The organism is Bradyrhizobium sp. Unk1 (genome assembly GCF_059512345.1).
The window spans coordinates 23,448-40,050 of sequence record NZ_JCAMOP010000021.1 but is presented as its reverse complement, the minus strand read 5'-3'; the positions used below and the strand labels follow the sequence as shown (position 1 = coordinate 40,050).

13 protein-coding genes are annotated in these 16,603 nt (G+C 64.3%); 8 read left to right on the top strand and 5 right to left on the bottom strand.

The features are described from left to right. Positions 1-109: 109 nt before the first annotated feature. Positions 110-505, bottom strand: coding sequence for a cytochrome c-550 CycA (cycA, locus tag AC5ZFO_RS25900; RefSeq protein WP_282521940.1), 396 nt, complete (start codon positions 503-505; stop codon positions 110-112). A gap of 264 nt (positions 506-769) precedes the next feature. On the opposite strand from cycA, the gene AC5ZFO_RS25895 reads away from it, so the two are divergent. Beyond that, positions 770-2,263 carry an FAD-linked oxidase C-terminal domain-containing protein gene (locus AC5ZFO_RS25895; RefSeq protein WP_282521941.1) on the top strand — a complete coding sequence of 498 codons (1,494 nt, stop codon included), beginning with the start codon at positions 770-772 and terminating at the stop codon, positions 2,261-2,263. Between the two features lie 16 nt (positions 2,264-2,279). Then, positions 2,280-3,452 carry an acyltransferase family protein gene (locus AC5ZFO_RS25890; RefSeq protein ID WP_282521942.1) on the top strand — a complete coding sequence of 391 codons (1,173 nt, stop codon included), beginning with the start codon at positions 2,280-2,282 and terminating at the stop codon, positions 3,450-3,452. Positions 3,453-3,497: 45 nt separating this feature from the next. Here the strand turns inward: AC5ZFO_RS25890 and AC5ZFO_RS25885 are convergent, their stop codons facing one another. Further along, a complete protein-coding gene (locus AC5ZFO_RS25885; RefSeq protein WP_282521943.1) occupies positions 3,498-3,974 on the bottom strand; it encodes a putative quinol monooxygenase in 477 nt (158 codons plus the stop codon). A 221-nt stretch (positions 3,975-4,195) separates the two neighbouring features. Here AC5ZFO_RS25885 and AC5ZFO_RS25880 point away from each other — a divergent pair, with 221 nt between their 5' ends. From AC5ZFO_RS25880 to AC5ZFO_RS25865, 4 genes are all read left to right on the top strand, one after another. Continuing rightward, on the top strand, positions 4,196-5,434 hold the full coding sequence (locus tag AC5ZFO_RS25880; protein ID WP_282521944.1) for an FAD-binding protein: 1,239 nt from the start codon (positions 4,196-4,198) through the stop codon (positions 5,432-5,434). Next, entirely contained in the window at positions 5,431-6,753 is a 1,323-nt protein-coding gene (gene glcF, locus AC5ZFO_RS25875; RefSeq protein ID WP_282521945.1) for a glycolate oxidase subunit GlcF, read from the top strand. Before AC5ZFO_RS25880 ends, glcF begins: the two co-directional genes overlap by 4 nt. Positions 6,754-6,822: 69 nt before the next feature. After that, the gene (locus tag AC5ZFO_RS25870; protein ID WP_282521946.1) at positions 6,823-7,197 is read left to right on the top strand and encodes a histone; all 375 of its coding nucleotides are present in this window, start codon (positions 6,823-6,825) and stop codon (positions 7,195-7,197) included. Between the two features lie 440 nt (positions 7,198-7,637). Beyond that, on the top strand, positions 7,638-8,669 hold the full coding sequence (locus AC5ZFO_RS25865) for a TorF family putative porin (RefSeq protein ID WP_282521947.1): 1,032 nt from the start codon (positions 7,638-7,640) through the stop codon (positions 8,667-8,669). Positions 8,670-8,937: 268 nt separating this feature from the next. On the opposite strand, the gene AC5ZFO_RS25860 is transcribed toward AC5ZFO_RS25865, so the two are convergent. Next, positions 8,938-10,698, bottom strand: a complete 1,761-nt coding sequence (locus AC5ZFO_RS25860) for an ABC transporter ATP-binding protein/permease (RefSeq protein ID WP_282521948.1) — start codon at positions 10,696-10,698, stop codon at positions 8,938-8,940. A gap of 305 nt (positions 10,699-11,003) precedes the next feature. Here AC5ZFO_RS25860 and AC5ZFO_RS25855 point away from each other — a divergent pair, with 305 nt between their 5' ends. Both AC5ZFO_RS25855 and AC5ZFO_RS25850 read left to right on the top strand, forming a co-directional pair. After that, positions 11,004-12,668, top strand: a complete 1,665-nt coding sequence (locus AC5ZFO_RS25855; RefSeq protein ID WP_496122788.1) for an L-lactate permease — start codon at positions 11,004-11,006, stop codon at positions 12,666-12,668. A gap of 242 nt (positions 12,669-12,910) precedes the next feature. Further along, complete coding sequence (locus tag AC5ZFO_RS25850) at positions 12,911-13,309, top strand: META domain-containing protein (RefSeq protein ID WP_282521950.1); 399 nt, start codon at positions 12,911-12,913, stop codon at positions 13,307-13,309. 211 nt (positions 13,310-13,520) lie between these two features. Here the strand turns inward: AC5ZFO_RS25850 and AC5ZFO_RS25845 are convergent, their stop codons facing one another. Both AC5ZFO_RS25845 and groL read right to left on the bottom strand, forming a co-directional pair. After that, positions 13,521-14,732: a hypothetical protein gene (locus tag AC5ZFO_RS25845; RefSeq protein WP_282521951.1), complete on the bottom strand. Its 1,212-nt coding sequence runs from the start codon at positions 14,730-14,732 to the stop codon at positions 13,521-13,523. A gap of 143 nt (positions 14,733-14,875) precedes the next feature. After that, complete coding sequence (groL, locus tag AC5ZFO_RS25840; RefSeq protein WP_282521952.1) at positions 14,876-16,507, bottom strand: chaperonin GroEL; 1,632 nt, start codon at positions 16,505-16,507, stop codon at positions 14,876-14,878. Between the last annotated feature and the right edge of the window lie 96 nt (positions 16,508-16,603).

The window sequence follows — 16,603 nt, the reverse complement described above, 5'->3', positions numbered from 1 at the left end:
GAGCGAAGTGGATACTGGTTCGCGTGAAGAAAACGCGCCAAAACAAGAAGCCCGAGCTTCGGTTATGATTCAATCAGAACCGAAGCTCGGGCGACCGCCGTTCACGCGCTTACTGCTTGATTTTCCCGTCCTTGTCGAACTGGGAGACGTAGGACCAGAGATTGTTGATCTCGTTCTCGTTCTTGACGCCGGCGAACGCCATCTTGGTGCCGGGGATCTTGGCCTTGGGGTCCTTGATGTATTCCTTGAACGTGGCTTCGTCCCAGGTGATGCCGGAATTCTTATTCGCATCCGAATAATTGTAGTCCGGCGCGGTGCCTGACTTGCGGCCGTTGAGGCCGTTGAGCTCGGGGCCGACCTTGTTCTTGGCGCCTTCGCCGATGGCATGGCAGGCTAGGCATTTGTTGAACGACGATTTGCCGGCCGCAACATCCTGCGCCATCGCGGCGGGTGCGGCGGCAGTCATGGTGAGGATCATCAGTGCGCCAAAAGTCAGTTTTGTCATCGGGTGCTCTTCGTCTCTTCCCTGGTGGGTCTAGGCTGGTCGGTCTTGCCTGGTCGGCAAACGACGGACCCGCCGGTTTTGGCAGGCCCGCCCGGCTTGGACAAGCCGCGAAACCATGACAGGTTTCATGCTGTCCTACTTGTCCCAGAGCGAACTCGCCGGAGATCGCCGCTCCGACTTTCGGATGGCCTACCCAAACAGGCGCGGACGTGGTTGATTTGCCGCGACAATTTGATCGTGGGCTGCGAGTCGGAAGGATATGTTATGGCCATCTTGATGCCCGCGAGCGACCAGGCCGTGCTGGCGCGCCGCGCTGAGATCGTGGCTGCATTGCGCGCAATCGTGCCCGGCGAGGGCGTGATCGACAGCGCCTCCGAGATGCGGGCCTACGAATCCGACGGGCTGACGGCCTATCGGCAGCCGCCGATGGTCGTGGTGCTGCCCGACACCACCGAGCAGGTCTCGCTCGTCCTGAAATATTGTGCCGGGCAGGGGATCAAGGTGGTGCCGCGCGGCTCCGGCACTTCGCTGTCCGGGGGCGCGCTGCCGCTGGAAGATGGCGTGCTGCTCGGGCTCGGCAAGTTCAAGCGGATCCGCGAGATCGATTTCGACAACCGCGTCGTCGTCACCGAGCCGGGCGTCACCAATCTCGCCATCAGCCAGGCGGTCGCGCATGCCGGCTTCTACTATGCTCCCGATCCGTCCTCGCAGATCGCCTGCTCGATCGGCGGCAATGTCGCGGAAAATTCCGGCGGCGTGCACTGCCTGAAATACGGCATGACCACCAACAACGTGCTCGGTTGCGAGATCGTGCTGATGAGCGGCGAGATCCTGCGCATCGGCGGCAAGTCGGCGGAGAACACCGGCTACGACCTGATGGGCGTCATCACCGGCTCGGAAGGGCTGCTCGGGGTCATCACCGAGATCACGGTGCGCATCCTGCAAAAGCCGGAGACCGCGCGGGCGCTGATGGTCGGCTTCGCGCAGGTCGAGGCCGCCGGCGAATGCGTGGCGCGCATCATCGGCGCCGGCATCATCCCCGGCGGCATGGAGATGATGGACAAGCCGGCGATCCACGCAGCCGAGGCCTTCGTCCACGCCGGCTATCCGCTCGACGTCGAAGCGCTGCTCATCATCGAGCTCGACGGTCCCAAGATCGAGGTCGACGAGCTGATCACGCGCGTCGAGACCATTGCGAATGCCTGCGGCTCGACCACCTGCCAGATCTCGACCTCCGAGGCTGAACGCAATTTGTTCTGGGCCGGCCGCAAAGCGGCGTTTCCGGCCGTGGGCCGCATCTCGCCCGACTATCTCTGCATGGACGGTACGATCCCGCGCGGCGCGCTGCCGAAGGCGCTCGCCCGCATCCGGGAGCTCTCGGAGAAGTACCAGCTCGGCTGCGCCAACGTGTTCCACGCCGGCGACGGCAATCTGCATCCGCTGATCCTCTACGATGCCAACAAGCCCGGCGAGATCGAGCGCGCCGAGGCCTTCGGCGCCGACATCCTGCGCGCCTGCGTCGAGTTCGGCGGCGTGCTCACCGGCGAGCACGGCGTCGGCATCGAGAAGCGCGACCTGATGCCCGACATGTTCACCGAGATCGACCTCAACCAGCAGCAGCGGCTGAAATGCGCCTTCGACGCGCAGGGCCTGCTCAATCCCGGAAAGGTGTTTCCGACCCTGCACCGCTGCGCCGAGCTCGGTCGCATGCATGTGCATGCCGGGAAGGTGGCATTCCCGGACATTCCGCGGTTCTGACGGTCGGATACCCGGCATGGCGGCGACATGGGACGTTCGGATCAGTGTGACGAAAGAAGCGCCGGGCAGGCCGCCGGCGAAGTCGCGCCTGCTGTTCATCGACAATATCCGCTGGTCGATGATCATCCTCGTGCTGAGCATGCACGCAGCCGACACCTACAGTCCGTTCGGCAATTGGTACTATGTCGACCGGCGGGAGACCGGCTTCGGCACGGCCCTCTTCTTCGGCATCTATCAGAGCTTCCTCCAGGCCTTCTTCATGGCCGCGCTATTCTTCATCGCCGGCTATTTCGCTGTCGGCGCCTTCGATCGGAAAGGACTTTCGAAATTTGCGCATGATCGGCTGATCCGGCTCGGCTTGCCGACTTTGCTCTACATGTTGGTGATCGGCCCGCTGACGCAGTATTTTCTGTCATGGACTTGGGGCAAGGGCGGTTTCGGCCATCAATGGCTGACCCATCTGATGGACGGCGAATGGCTTTCCGAGACGGGACCGATGTGGTTTTGCGCGGTGCTGCTGCTGGTCTCGCTCCTCTATGGCCTGATCCGCCAGACCGGATGGCGGGAGCCCGAGGTTGCGCTGTGCGGCACGGGGATTGTTCTGTTCGTTGCGGCCATGGCGGCACTCACCTTCGCCGTTCGCATCGCCGTCCACGCCGATACCTCCGTGCTCAACGTTCACCCCGGCGATCTCCCGCAATACGCTCTCATGTTCGCAGCCGGCGCCGTCGGCTATCGCGGCAATTGGATGCTTGGGCTTGCCGAGCGCTCCTGTTTCCGCTGGGGACTGTTCGCGCTGTCGCTCTCTGCGCCGCTGTTTGCAGCGCTCGTGCTGTTCGGGGGAGGCCTGCAGGGTGACACCGCGCTCTATGCAGGCGGCTTCAACGTCGTCAGTGCCGGGAAGTGCTTGTGGGAGGCGCTGGTCTGCGTCGGCATGGGTCTCTTGATGCTGGCCGTCTACCGCCGCTATTTCGACGCGCAAGGGCCGGTCGCCAAATGGCTCTCGGACAACGCCTTCGGCGTCTACCTGATCCATCCGCCGATCCTGGTCGGCTTCGCCCTGCTTCTGCACGCACTGCCGCTCTTCGCACTCACGAAGGCGCTCCTGCTGACCATGTTGGCCGCGATCGGCAGCTTGGCCGTCTCGGCACTGATCCTGCGCAGATCGCCGCTGCGCGCGATCATATAGTCGTATGCCGCGGTCCGGATCGAACCGCGGCATACGAGCTGGTGTTTACATGAGTGCGTATTGAGCCCGTTCGCGCTTCGCCAGCAGCGGCAGGGCTTCGCCGGCGATCCAGGTCTTGAAATGTGCGCTCTCCTGATGCGCCTTGAAAGCCGCCTCGTCGCGGAACAGCTCGTAGAACAGGAACTGGGCCGGATTGTCCCTGGCGCGCGAGATCAGGAACAGCTTGACGCCGTCCTCGCGCTGCGCCTCCGGCAGGAAGCGGTCGAGGATCGCGGCGACCTTGTCGGCCTCGCCGGGCTTGGCCTGCCATTGCGCGACGACGAGCAGGCCGCCGCCGTCGACGGCGTCGCTGAGGGATTTCTGCGTGGCATAGTGGTTCATGGTCCTTGCTCCTTGCTGCTGGGCTTGAGATGACGCCGCCGCCCATGGCGAGAGATAGATCGCCAGGACGGCGCCGAAGGCCCGGATCACCGACCTGCGGCTGAACGCGCGCGGCACCGGCCGCTGATGTGTCGATCGCATGCTTGTCTCCATCGGTTGGCCTCGATCGCGATCGGTGCAAGCTTGTAGCGAGGGCCTGCCGGCTTTGGTTCGCCGCTGATCGAAGTGTCGATGTCGTGAACGCTTCGATCATGATCGAAGCGTTGCGGTCGCCCGTGCAGGATCCCCGATCGCACCTGCGATGATCGCCGGCGTCACGCCGCATTTGATTTTGGCGGCGAATTTCGCTACCGCCTTTTCCCGTGGATACGCTCAGGGTCAGAGACGCCAAAGACGTCGAAGAGGTGGTGCGCGCGGCGATTGCCAACGAGCAGCCGCTCGAGATCATCGGTCATGGCAGCAAGCGCAGCATTGGCCACACGATGGCGACCAACGCCGTGCTCGACCTCTCCGCGCTGAATGCCGTCACCTCCTACGAACCCAACGAGCTGATCGTCACGCTCCAGGCCGGCGCCCCGCTGGCCGACGTGCTGTCGCTGATCGATGCCAAGAACCAGCAATTCGCCTTCGAGCCGATGAACACCGCGCCGCTGCTCGGCACGCCGGTATCAGGCACCATCGGCGGCATGATTGCGGCCGGCCTCGCCGGTCCGCGGCGGATCAAGGCGGGCGGGGCGCGCGATCACCTGCTCGGGGCGCACGCCGTCTCCGGTTTCGGCGACAGCTTCAAGACCGGCGGCAAGGTGGTGAAGAACGTCACCGGCTACGACCTCTGCAAGCTGCTGGCGGGGTCCTGGGGCACGCTGTCGGTGATGACCGAGGTCACGCTCAAGGTGATGCCGAAGCCGGAAGCGGAGCGGACGCTGCTGCTGCGCGGGCTCGACGATGCCGCCGCCAACAAGGCGATGACCGCGGCGCTCGGCTCGCCCTTCGACGTCTCCGCCGCCGCGCATCTGCCGAAATCGGCGTTCCGGGCGAAGACCGACGGGCTTGGCGACATCGCCAGCCAGGGCGAAGCGCTGACCGTGCTGCGGCTCGAGGGCATCACGGCGTCCGCCGCGCACCGCGCAGGCTCGCTGCGCGAATTGCTGGCGCCGTTCGGCACCGCGACGCTGGTCGAGGATGCGGCCTCCGCCGCATTGTGGGCCACGATCCGCGACGTCCTGCCGTTCGCGGCCGGCGGTGCAATTGGGGCCTGGCCGGTGTGGCGGATCGTTTGTCCGCCGGCTTCCGGCGCGGCGCTCGGGACCCAGCTGGTGCGCGAGACCGGTGGCGACATCATCTACGATTGGGGCGGCGGCTTGATCTGGGCCGCGCTGCCGCCGAAGGCCGATGCGCATGCCTCGGCCGTGCGCCGGCGCGCGGATGCGGTCGGCGGGCACGCCACGCTGATCCGGGCGGCCGAGGACGTCAGGCGCGGTGTGGACGTGTTCCATCCGCAGGCGCCCGGCGTCGCCGCGCTGAGCGATCGGGTCCGCGCCAGTTTCGATCCGAAAACAATTCTCAATCGGGGCCGGCTGACGCGGGGCGCTGCGGCATGAAGACCGAATTCTCACTGGCGCAGCTCGCCGACCCCGACATCGCCGAAGCCGACAAGATCCTGCGCGCCTGCGTCCATTGCGGCTTCTGCACTGCAACCTGTCCGACCTATGTGCTGCTCGGCGACGAGCTCGATAGCCCGCGCGGCCGCATCTACTTGATCAAGGAGATGCTGGAGAAGGACCAGACCCCGACGGCCGAGGTGGTCAAGCATGTCGACCGCTGCCTGTCGTGTCTGTCCTGCATGACGACCTGCCCCTCAGGGGTGAACTACATGCATCTCGTCGACCAGGCCCGGGTCCGGATCGAGCAGCGCTATCAGCGGCCGCTGACCGAGCGGCTGTTGCGCCAGGTGCTGGCCTTTGTCCTGCCGAATCCGCAGCTCTTCCGCACCAGCATGTGGCTGGCGCGGCTCGCCCGTCCGCTTGCCGTATTCCTGCCGACGCCGCGGCCGTCGGCGACGCCCGGCCTGATTCCGCGCCTCAAGGCGATGCTGGCGCTGGCGCCGAACCGTCTGCCGTCGCCGGGCCCGCTCCCGGGCAGCGTGTTCGCGGCACTCGGCAAGAAGCGCGGCCGGGTCGCGCTGTTGCAGGGCTGTGCCCAGCAGGTGCTGGCGCCGCGCATCAACCAAGCCGCCATCAGCCTCCTCACCCGCCACGGCATCGAGGTTGTCCTGGTCCGGGACGAGCAGTGCTGCGGCGCGCTGACCCATCATCTGGGCAACGACCAGGATGCGTTGGCGCGGGCCCGCGCCAACGTCGCGGCGTGGCGAAAGGAAGCGGCTGGCGAGGGGCTCGACGCCATCCTGGTGACGGCTTCCGGCTGCGGCACGGTGATCAAGGACTACGGCTATCTGCTGCGCGAGGACACGGCGTTCGCCGCCGATGCAGCGCAGGTGTCCGCGCTCGCCAAGGACATCACCGAATACGTTGCCGGCCTCGGGCTCGCGACCACTACGCGACAGGACAACATCGTCGTCGCCTATCACTCCGCGTGTTCGTTGCAGCACGGCCAGAAAATCACGGGCCTTCCGAAAGAATTGCTTTCCAAGAATGGATTCGTGGTGAAAGATGTGCCGGAGAGCCATTTGTGTTGCGGCTCGGCGGGGACCTACAACATTCTCCAGCCCGAGCTTGCGGGCCGGTTGCGCGACCGCAAGGTGGCCAACATCGCAAGCGTCAAGCCGGACATGATTGCCGCGGGCAATATCGGCTGCATGGTGCAGATTGCCAGTGGCACGTCAGTTCCGGTCGTACACACGATTGAGCTTCTTGATTGGGCTACGGGCGGGTCGCGGCCGGCACTGAACGCGTCGAGCTGAACTTTCCTCCCGAGGTGACGGCTGAAGGCGCCCGATCGACCATTGTTCGGCGGCAACAGGAGGACCACGATGGCGAAAGCGAAGAAGAAGAAAAGCAAGAAGGCCAAAAAGGCCAAGAAGGCTGTAGCGGCGAAGAAGACCGCGAAGAGGGCAGCCAAGAAGTCCGCGAAAAAGTCTGCCAAGAAGGCTGTGAAGAAATCTGCCAAGAAGGCCGCCCCGAAGAAGGCCGCCAAGAAGGCTGCGAAGAAGTCGGCCAAGAAGGCTGCCAAGCCGGCTGCGCCGAAGAAGGCCGCAAAGAGAGCGGCACCGAAGAAGGCGAAGGCAGCTCCTGCGCCGAAGCCGTCAGCGCCGGTGGCAGCTCCGGCTCCGGAGCCCGCCGCCGAGACAAGCTGGGCGATGCCTTCGTCTTCTGCGGAGCCGACGCCGGCCGAGGAGCAAAGTTAGGCCCCAAGGTTAGGGTCCAAGTCAGGTCCAAGGTGAGGGCAAAGGCTGGGTCCGTCCCGACGACAACGACCGACAACAGGAAGGCCGCGGCGGTGACGCTGCGGCCTTTTTGCATCGTCACAATGGTCGCGGTCGGGTTGTCGTTTCTCGCGTCAGTCCGATTCGTGGTGCAGGCACCACTGCACCGGCGGCTCCCGTATTAATCCGGGCGGCTCTGCGCACTTTGGAATGCAAATAATGTGATCGAGAAGCAACACAGGCGGACAACCTTCTGTGGAATCGTCAGAACGCCCAAAAAGTCGGCAGATGCCCGTGATTTTTGCTTCACGGTTCGCATCCTCCCAGCCAGATTGTCGCGGTAACGAAATTTTGCAGTCAGGTCGTACGGCCCGGGGGGCTTCCGGGAAACCGACTGTGTGGAACTGGTGATGGGGATTGAAATGAAAAAAGTGGCTTTGTTGGCAACGGCGCTGGCAATGGTGACGGGTTCGGCTTTCGCGGCAGACATGCCGGTCAAGGCTCTGAAGGCCCCGCCGCCACCCGCCTTTGACCCCTGGGATGTCGCCTTCGGCGCCGGCATCATGAGCGATTACATCTTCCGCGGCGTCACTCAGTCTAACCACAATCCGTCGGTCGCCGCCTATTTCGAGCCGCGCTACAACGTCAACAAGGACCTCCAGCTTTACGTCGGTGCGTCCGCGGAAAGCATCTCGTTCCCGAACCGCGCCGCGGCTGAAGTCGACATCTACGGCGGTATCCGCCCGACCTTCGGCATGTTCGCCTTCGACTTCGGTATCTGGGGCTACCTTTATCCGGGTGGAAGCTGCTTCGGTTCGCAGGGCACCCTCGCCCAGGGCAATTGCGGCACCGGCCTCGACAATTCGCAGGGCGCGATCGGCCTTCCGATCAACGGCAACTTCGCCAAGAAGGACGCAAGCTTCTACGAAGTCTATGCCAAGCTGAACCTCAACATCAACGATCAGTGGGTCGTTGGTTTCAACGAGTACTATTCGCCGAACTTCCTGAACCTCGGCGCCTGGGGTAACTACGCCTCGATCACCGCCAAGTGGACCGCGCCGAGCACCACGTTCGGTGCCAGCGGCGTCGGCATGTATGTGTCGGGTGAATTCGGCCGTCAGTGGCTCGGCACCTCGGACATCTTCTACGGTATTGCCGGCGACCCGCTGTACTCCAACGGCATCAAGGAGCCGAGCTACAACACCTGGAACATCGGCGTCGGCTTCACCTACAAGGTGTTCACGCTCGATCTGCGCTACTACGACACCGACCTCTCGAAGGGTAACTGCAACGCCTTCACCAGCGACTTCTCGGCCACCAACTCCAGCCCTGGTTTCGTGACGCCGATCAATGGCGGCGCGAACGCGGCCACGGCGTTCGGCTCCAACTGGTGCAGCGCGGCCGGCGTCGCCAAGCTCTCGGTCGACCTGACGGCGATGACCAACCTGAAGTAAGTTTCTTCCCGAGACGACCTAACGAGGGCGGCAGAGCGATCTGCCGCCCTTTTGCTTTGGACTTGTGGTTTGGGCTTGGGCTCGTCTGCGAGAGCGCGCGGCCTGCATGGTTCGAGACGCGCCGCAAGGCGGCGCTCCTCGCCGTGAGGGTTGAGGATCTTGCCGCGATTACAAACCTCATCCCGAGCAGCCCGCCGGAGGCGGGCGTCTCGAAGGATGGCTGCAACGAAGGTCCTGTCGAGGTTAGCCTCAGGCCTGGTGTGCCACCTCAACTCGCCGCGGTCGGCTCCTTCTCGGCCGCCGCACCGTCCTTGCCGAGAACGTGGATCTCACCGTCCTTCACCAATGCCACCTTGCGGGTGTGGAAGGCGTCGAGCGTCGAGCGGTGGCCGATCGAGACGATGGTGGCGTGCGGCAGCTTCTCCGTCAGCAGCCGGTACAGCCGGGCCTCGGATGGTTCGTCGAGCGACGCCGTGGCCTCGTCGAGGAACAGGTAATCCGGCACGTGCAGCAGGGCGCGCGCCAGCCCCAGGCGCTGCTGCTCGCCGAGCGACAGCGTCCGGTTCCAATGGCCTTCCTCGTCGAGCCGTTTTGCCAGCCGCGGCATGCCGACCGAGTTGAGCGCTTCCGCGATCTTCTCGGGCGTGATCGTGCCATGCGCGGCGGGGTAGATCACGGCGTCGCCGAGCGGGCCGATCGGAAAATACGGCCTCTGGGGGAGCATCATCAGCCTTGCCTTCTCGGGAATGGCGATTGCCCCGGTGCCGAAGGGCCAGATGCCGGCGATGGCCCGGAACAGCGTCGACTTGCCGGAACCGGAAGGTCCCGTCACCAGCACCCGCTCCGCCGGCTCGACCATGAAGGCATCCGCGCTGACCAGGGGTTCACCGTTCGGCAGCTTCACCAGCAACTGCCCAAGCGTGATTGCCTTGCCGTTCGAGGGCGCAACGCCGATGGTCGGCTCGCGCGCCGCGATGTTGGCAGCGGAGCTGACCGACATCTCGAAGCCGTCGAGACGGGCGACGATCGCGCGCCACTCGGCCAGCGAGCGGTAGGCCGTCACGAAGAAAGACAGCGCATCCTGCACGCTGCCAAACGCCGAGCCGGTCTGCATCATGTCGCCGAGCTGGATGCGTTTGGCGAAGTAGGCCGGAGCAACTACGACGTAGGGAAAGATCGTTGCAGCCTGACCGTAGCTTGCCGTGAAGGCGGTGAGGCGCTTGGTCCGGCTCATGATCGCGTACCAGTTGGCGATGACGAAGCCGAAGCGGCGCAGGAGATGCCCTTGCTCCGCGCTCTCACCTTTCAACAGAGCGATCTGCTCGGAATTTTCGCGCACGCGGATCAGGTTGAAGCGGAAGTCAGCCTCGAACCGCTGCTGCTCGAAATTGAGGTTGATGAGCGGTGCGCCGATCCAGTGCGTCAGCCCCGTCCCCAGGATCGCGTAGACCAGCGCGCACCAGACCAGAAAACCCGGGATGACGAAATCGGTGCCGTAGATGTGCAGGGGGGCCTTGTTGGACAGACCCCAGAGGATGACGACGAACGAGGCCAGCGTCACGATCGACGACAGCAGACCGAGGCCAAGGACGAGCGTTTGCTCGACGAAGTTCTTGACGTCCTCGGTAATGCGCTGGTCCGGGTTGTCGGCCGGGTCGCCCTTGAGCTGCATGCGGTAGTGCGTGGCGCTGTCGAGCCATTCGCCGAGATAGTGTTGAGTCAGCCATCGCCGCCAGCGAATCTGGAGCCACTGGTTCAGGTAAAGCTTGTAGACGGCCAGTGCGACGTAGGTGAAAGCAAGGCCGAGGAAGATCCAGACCTCCATGACGAACTCGTTGAGATCGTAGGCCTGGAGTGCGCTGTAGAACCGGTTCTGCCATTGATTGAGCAGCACGTTGATCGCCACCAGCGTCAGCTCCATCGCGATGACGACGCCGAGCAGGCCGCGGCCGGCCCATTTGTCCTCGGACCGGAAATAGGGGATGGCGATTCGCCAGACTGTCGCGAGCGTGGCGCTGATGTTCTTCACAGAGCTCTGTCTCCTGAGGGGATGTGCACAACGCCCATGGGCCAAATGGCTGAGGCAACGGCAGCGCGCTTAGACTAAAGTCGCAAGTTCAGCAATTTGCGTTGGCTTGTCGCAGCTTGCAACCCTAGCATGGGCACAACGGCGCGGGGTGGGGGCCTCCGGGACTTCGCGGGCTTGTGAGCGGACGGGAACCGCCGCACTCGCGAGGAATTCGCGTCCAGCTCGGGGGTTATCGCTTCCAGCGTCAAGCAGGTTCGGCTGTCCACGCGGGCCGCCTGCCGCAACAGGCGTGGGGGAGGAAGACCATGTGGAATCAAGTCTATGACCCGCTGCACAGTCCAGTGCTGTCGACGATCGCTGCGGCGGTGCCTGTCGTCACACTGCTGGTCCTGATCGCGAGCGGCCGCGTCAAGGCGCATATCGCGGCCATCATCGCTGTGATCCTGACCAACCTGATCGCTATCTTTATCTTCACCATGCCGACAGGCATGTCGCTTCGCGCTTCAGCCCTCGGCGTCGTCGCCGGCTTCTTCCCGATCGGCTGGATCGTGTTGAACGTTATCTTTCTCTATCAGATCACGGTTGCAACCGGCCAATTCGAGTTATTGAAGCGCGCGGTCGGCGGCGTCACGGAGGATCGGCGCCTGCAGCTATTGCTGATTGCGTTCTCCTTTGGTGCCTTCTTTGAAGGCGCCTCTGGCTTCGGTACGCCGGTCGCCATCACGGGCTCTGTCCTGATCGGGCTTGGCTTCTCGCCGCTCGCGGCCTCCGGTCTGTCGCTGATCGCCAACACCGCGCCGGTTGCCTATGGCGCGCTGGGCACGCCGATCCAGGGCCTTGCCTCGGTCACCGGGCTTGACCCCTACATCCTCGGCGCGATGGTCGGACGGCAGTTGCCGGTCTTCTCGCTGATCGTCCCGTTCTGGGTGGTGTGGGCGTTCGCGGGCTGGAAGGGCATGAAGGACATCTGGCCGGCGATCCTCGTCACCGGCGTATCGTTTGCGATCCCGCAATTCGTGATCTCGAATTACATCAATCCCTGGATCGTCGATATCGGCGCTTCGCTGATCTCGATGGGTTGTCTAATTCTGTTCCTTAGGGTCTGGCAGCCGCAGCAGCTTTGGCTGTCGCCGGCGCTGCGAGGCAGGGACGAATCGGCCGCGACCATGGCCAAGCCGGCGTCGATGGACAGAACCCCGCTCACGCAACGCGAACTCTGGACCGCCTTGCTCCCATGGATCATCGTCTGCGTCGTCATGTTGATCTGGGGCAACGGTGCGTTCAAGAGCTGGGCGAACTCCATCTTCACCGTGAACTATCCAGTTCCGGATCTGCACAACATGATCAATAAGGTACCGCCCGTGGCGGCGAAGCCGACTCCTGAGGGCGCGGTGTTCGCATTCACCTATCTGTCGTTCACCGGCACGGGCATGCTGATCGCGGCAATCATTTCCGCGGCTTTGGCCGGTTTTTCGCCGGCGAGGATGATCGTGGAATATGGCCGTACGATTAGGCTGTGCGCGATCTCGCTGATCACGATCTCGGCGATGCTTGCCATCGGCACGCTCACCCGTCTCTCGGGTGTCGACGCAACGCTCGGCCTCGCCTTCGCCGCAACTGGCGTGCTCTATCCCTTCTTCGGCACGCTGCTCGGCTGGTTGGGCGTGGCGTTGACCGGATCGGATACCGCCTCGAACATCCTTTTCGGCAACCTTCAGAAGATCACATCCGAGCAGCTCGGGCTGTCGCCGGTCCTGATGGCCGCGGCGAACTCGTCCGGCGGCGTGATGGGCAAGATGATCGACGCGCAGTCGATCGTGGTCGCCTCCACCGCCACCAACTGGTACGGCCACGAGGGCACCATCCTGCGCTTCGTGTTCTGGCATTCGATCGTGCTCGCCTGCCTCGTCGGTGTGCTCGTGACGTTGCAGGCCTATGTCTGGCCGTTCACGGCGATGGTGCTGAAGTAGCAGGCCACGCCACGCTTCAACGCAAATCCCCGCAGGGCTTCGCCGCCTTGCGGGGATTTTTGCATCCGAAGCATGATCCGGAAAAGTGCGAAGCGGTTTTCCGAAAAGATCATGCTCAAACAACAATCTGAAGCGCGATGACGATTCGTCCCAATCTCATCGCGCTTTAGCCTCCGCGAACCTTCTCAACGGCGTCGCCGTCTTATAGAAGGTGCCGCAAATCAGCTCGGTCGAGAGGTCTCATGGTTTCGCTCAAGCAGACGATGTGTTTGGCGGTTGCAATGCTGGCGATGTCCACGCTCGCGCGTGCAGAGGACGGTTTTCCGTTCGGTACCGAGATGACGCTGGAGGCCCTGCCGCAGCCGGGCTCGAAGCGGATTCCGAACATCGAGATCGGCAACAATGGCGAAGTCGTGCTGGAGCTCTGGTGCAAGGGCGGCAAGGGCCAGTTCTCGGTCGCCGGCAATACGGTGATCTTCGTCCCCGGCCAGATCCAGGACCGTTCCTGCCCGCCAGCCAGGGCGCAGGCCGACGACGAACTCGTCGCAGCGCTGGGCAGCGTTGAGACCTGGAAGCGTCAGGGCGACGTGCTGACGCTGATCGGCCCCAAGCCGCTGCGCTTCAGGACGACGGGGAATTGAGGCGCACTCGCTGTCGTGCCCCGGCTTGACCTGGCTTGACCGCGGCACCCAGTACGCCGCGGCCTCTCGATTCAACCACAACTGTCTCGGAGTACTGGATCGCCCGGTCCCGGCTCCGCCAAGGCTGCGCCGGGCCACGAGGGTGCTCGGCCGGCGAAGCTTTAGCGAAGACGGCAAGCCGGGCGATGACGGCGAGAGTGGGTGTCTGCGCCTACTTCCACACCGACTTGTCGGCGTCCCAGCGCTGGCCCTTCAGCTCCTTGGCGAGCGCCTCGATTGAGCCGTTGTCGTCGGGCTGATCGCCTTCCTCGTCGGCCGAAGCGTCATCCGAGAGGTTGAGCTTGGCGCCGCTGCTCTCATCGGCGGTCGTGGTCGAGGGGCTGCCGATCCAAAGCATCAGTTTGTCGGTCGCGCCGGGCTTGTCGGGCGAGATGAGGCCTGCAACTTCGATCGTGTCGGTGAGCTCGAGTGCCGGAAAATCCTGGTTCGGCCGCTTGAAGACGAGCTTGAGCTTGCCGGTGGCCGGGTTGAAGCCGTGCGAGACCTGCTTTGCTGCAAGTGTCCTGCTCAGCACGCCGGCGACGGCTGAGGCGAGCTTGTCCCGGCTGATCTTGTCGCCGTCGCGCCAATCGGCCGCGGCAAAGCGGATGGTGCGGTCCATCTCGGTCATGCCCGCGGTCCAGCCCGCCGCGGTGACGCCGGGCATCGCCTTGAACTTTGCCAGCAGCGCACCGGCGCGTTCCGGATCAACCGACATGTTGATGGTCTGCTCGCCGGCGCGCAGCGCGTCGCAGCCGACGGTCAGGCTCGCCAGCGTCACCTCGACGTCCTGGCCCTTCAGGCTCTTGAGGAACTCGGTCGCCGCATCCAGCTTGATCTTGACCGCGATCGCTTCCGGCGAGACGTCGGTGAAATCCTTCGGCTGCGGCGTGATGCCGTCGTCGGAGGTCTGGTTGTCCTGGAATTCCTTCTCGCTGAGATCGGAATTGTCGGGCGAGGTGACCTCGGTCACGGCCTGGCCGATCGCGATCTGGCCGCGGAACTCGAACGTGTCGCCGGCCTGTTTGCGCAGCAGCTTGACGGTGACGGGCGCCTTCTCGCCGAGGCTCTGCGTCGTACCCGTCAGGTTCTGGCCCGCGACCTGGAGATTGACGACGAAGCGGTCCTTGCGGTCGGAATTTTTTGCGATGGGATAGCAGACGTCGAGCACGGCCGCCGTCACCGTCTTGCCCTGCCGCGTCTCCTTCAGGATCACGTCGGCATTGCCGTCCATCAGGCCGTCGATCGAGGTGAAATAGCGGGTCTCCATCCCGCCCGGCGCCGTGGCCTTCGGCGACAGCTTCATCTGGGCGGATGCGACATCGGGCGAGACGGCAAGCAGGGCCGCCAAAAGGGCTGTCGAACAAACCAGAAGCGCACGCATCGATGAATCCTCGCGCAATCGAATCGGCGCGCCACCGTAGTGGGTTTTGGCCGCCGGTTGAATTGGAAAGCAGAAGGGGCAGGGTCGGCAAAAAAGAAGGCCGCCCGGAGGCGGCCTTCGCAACATTGTAACGGAACGGAGGCTTAGAAGCCGCCCATGCCGCCGCCGCCCGGCATGGCGGGCGGAGCTTCCTTCTTCGGCGTTTCGGCGACCATGGCCTCGGTGGTCACCAGCAGGCCGGCCACGGACGAGGCGTCCTGCAGCGCGGTGCGGACCACCTTGGCGGGATCGATGATGCCCTTCTCGACCATGTCGACATAGTCCTCGTTCTGGGCGTCGAAGCCGAAGGTCTCGGACTTGTTCTCCAGGATCTTGCCGACCACGATCGAGCCTTCCACGCCCGCGTTCTCGGAGATCTGGCGGATCGGGGCTTCCAGCGCCTTCAGCACGATGTTGATGCCGGCCTGGACGTCGGCATTGGCGTTGGTGAGACGGCCCACGGCCTTCTTGGCGCGCAGCAGCGCGACGCCGCCGCCGGGGACGATGCCTTCCTGCACCGCGGCGCGGGTGGCGTTGAGCGCGTCCTCGACGCGGTCCTTCTTCTCCTTGACCTCGATCTCGGTCGCGCCGCCGACGCGGATCACCGCGACGCCGCCGGCGAGCTTGGCGAGGCGCTCCTGGAGCTTCTCACGGTCGTAGTCCGAGGTGGTCTCCTCGATCTGGGCCTTGATCTGGCCGACGCGGGCCTCGATCTCCGGCTTCTTGCCGGCGCCCTTGACGATCGTGGTGTTCTCCTTGTCGATCACGACCTTGCCGGCACGACCGAGCATCTTCACGGTGACGTTCTCGAGCTTGATGCCGAGGTCTTCGGAGATGAGCTGGCCGCCGGTGAGGATCGCGAGGTCCTCGAGCATGGCCTTGCGGCGGTCGCCGAAGCCCGGCGCCTTGACGGCGGCGACCTTGAGGCCGCCACGCAGGCGGTTGACGACCAGGGTGGCCAGCGCCTCGCCCTCGACGTCCTCGGCGATGATGACGAGCGGCTTGCCCGACTGCACCACGGCTTCCAGCACCGGCAGCATGGCCTGCAGGCCGGACAGCTTCTTCTCGTGCAGGAGGATGTAGGCGTCCTCGAGCTCGGCGGTCATCTTCTCGGCGTTGGTGACGAAGTAGGGCGACAGATAGCCGCGGTCGAACTTCATGCCCTCGACGATGTCGACCTCGGTGTCGAGCGACTTGTTCTCCTCGACGGTGATGACGCCCTCGTTGCCGACCTTCTGCATCGCCTGGGCGATCATCTTGCCGATGGCTGCATCGCCGTTGGCCGAGATGGTGCCGACCTGGGCGACCTCGGAGGAGGCGGCGACCGGCTTGGCGCGCTTCTCGATGTCCTTGATGACGGCCGTAACCGCGGTGTCGATGCCGCGCTTGAGGTCCATCGGGTTCATGCCGGCGGCAACCGCCTTGGCGCCTTCGCGCACGATGGCCTGGGCTAGCACGGTCGCGGTGGTGGTGCCGTCGCCGGCGGTGTCGTTGGTCTTGGAGGCGACTTCGCGCAGCATCTGCGCGCCCATGTTCTCGAACTTGTCCTCGAGCTCGATCTCCTTGGCGACGGTGACGCCGTCCTTGGTGATGCGGGGTGCGCCGAAGCTCTTCTCGATGACGACGTTGCGGCCCTTCGGACCGAGCGTCACCTTGACGGCGTTGGCGAGAATGTCGACGCCGCGCAGCATGCGTTCGCGCGCGTCTCCGGAAAACTTGACGTCTTTGGCAGCCATTTCTTCAATCCCTCGTGTTTCGTGACGTGTCTACTGCTTGCGGAATGACCGAATGCCCGGATCGCGCGATCCGGGCATGACATTCAGCGGCTGTTC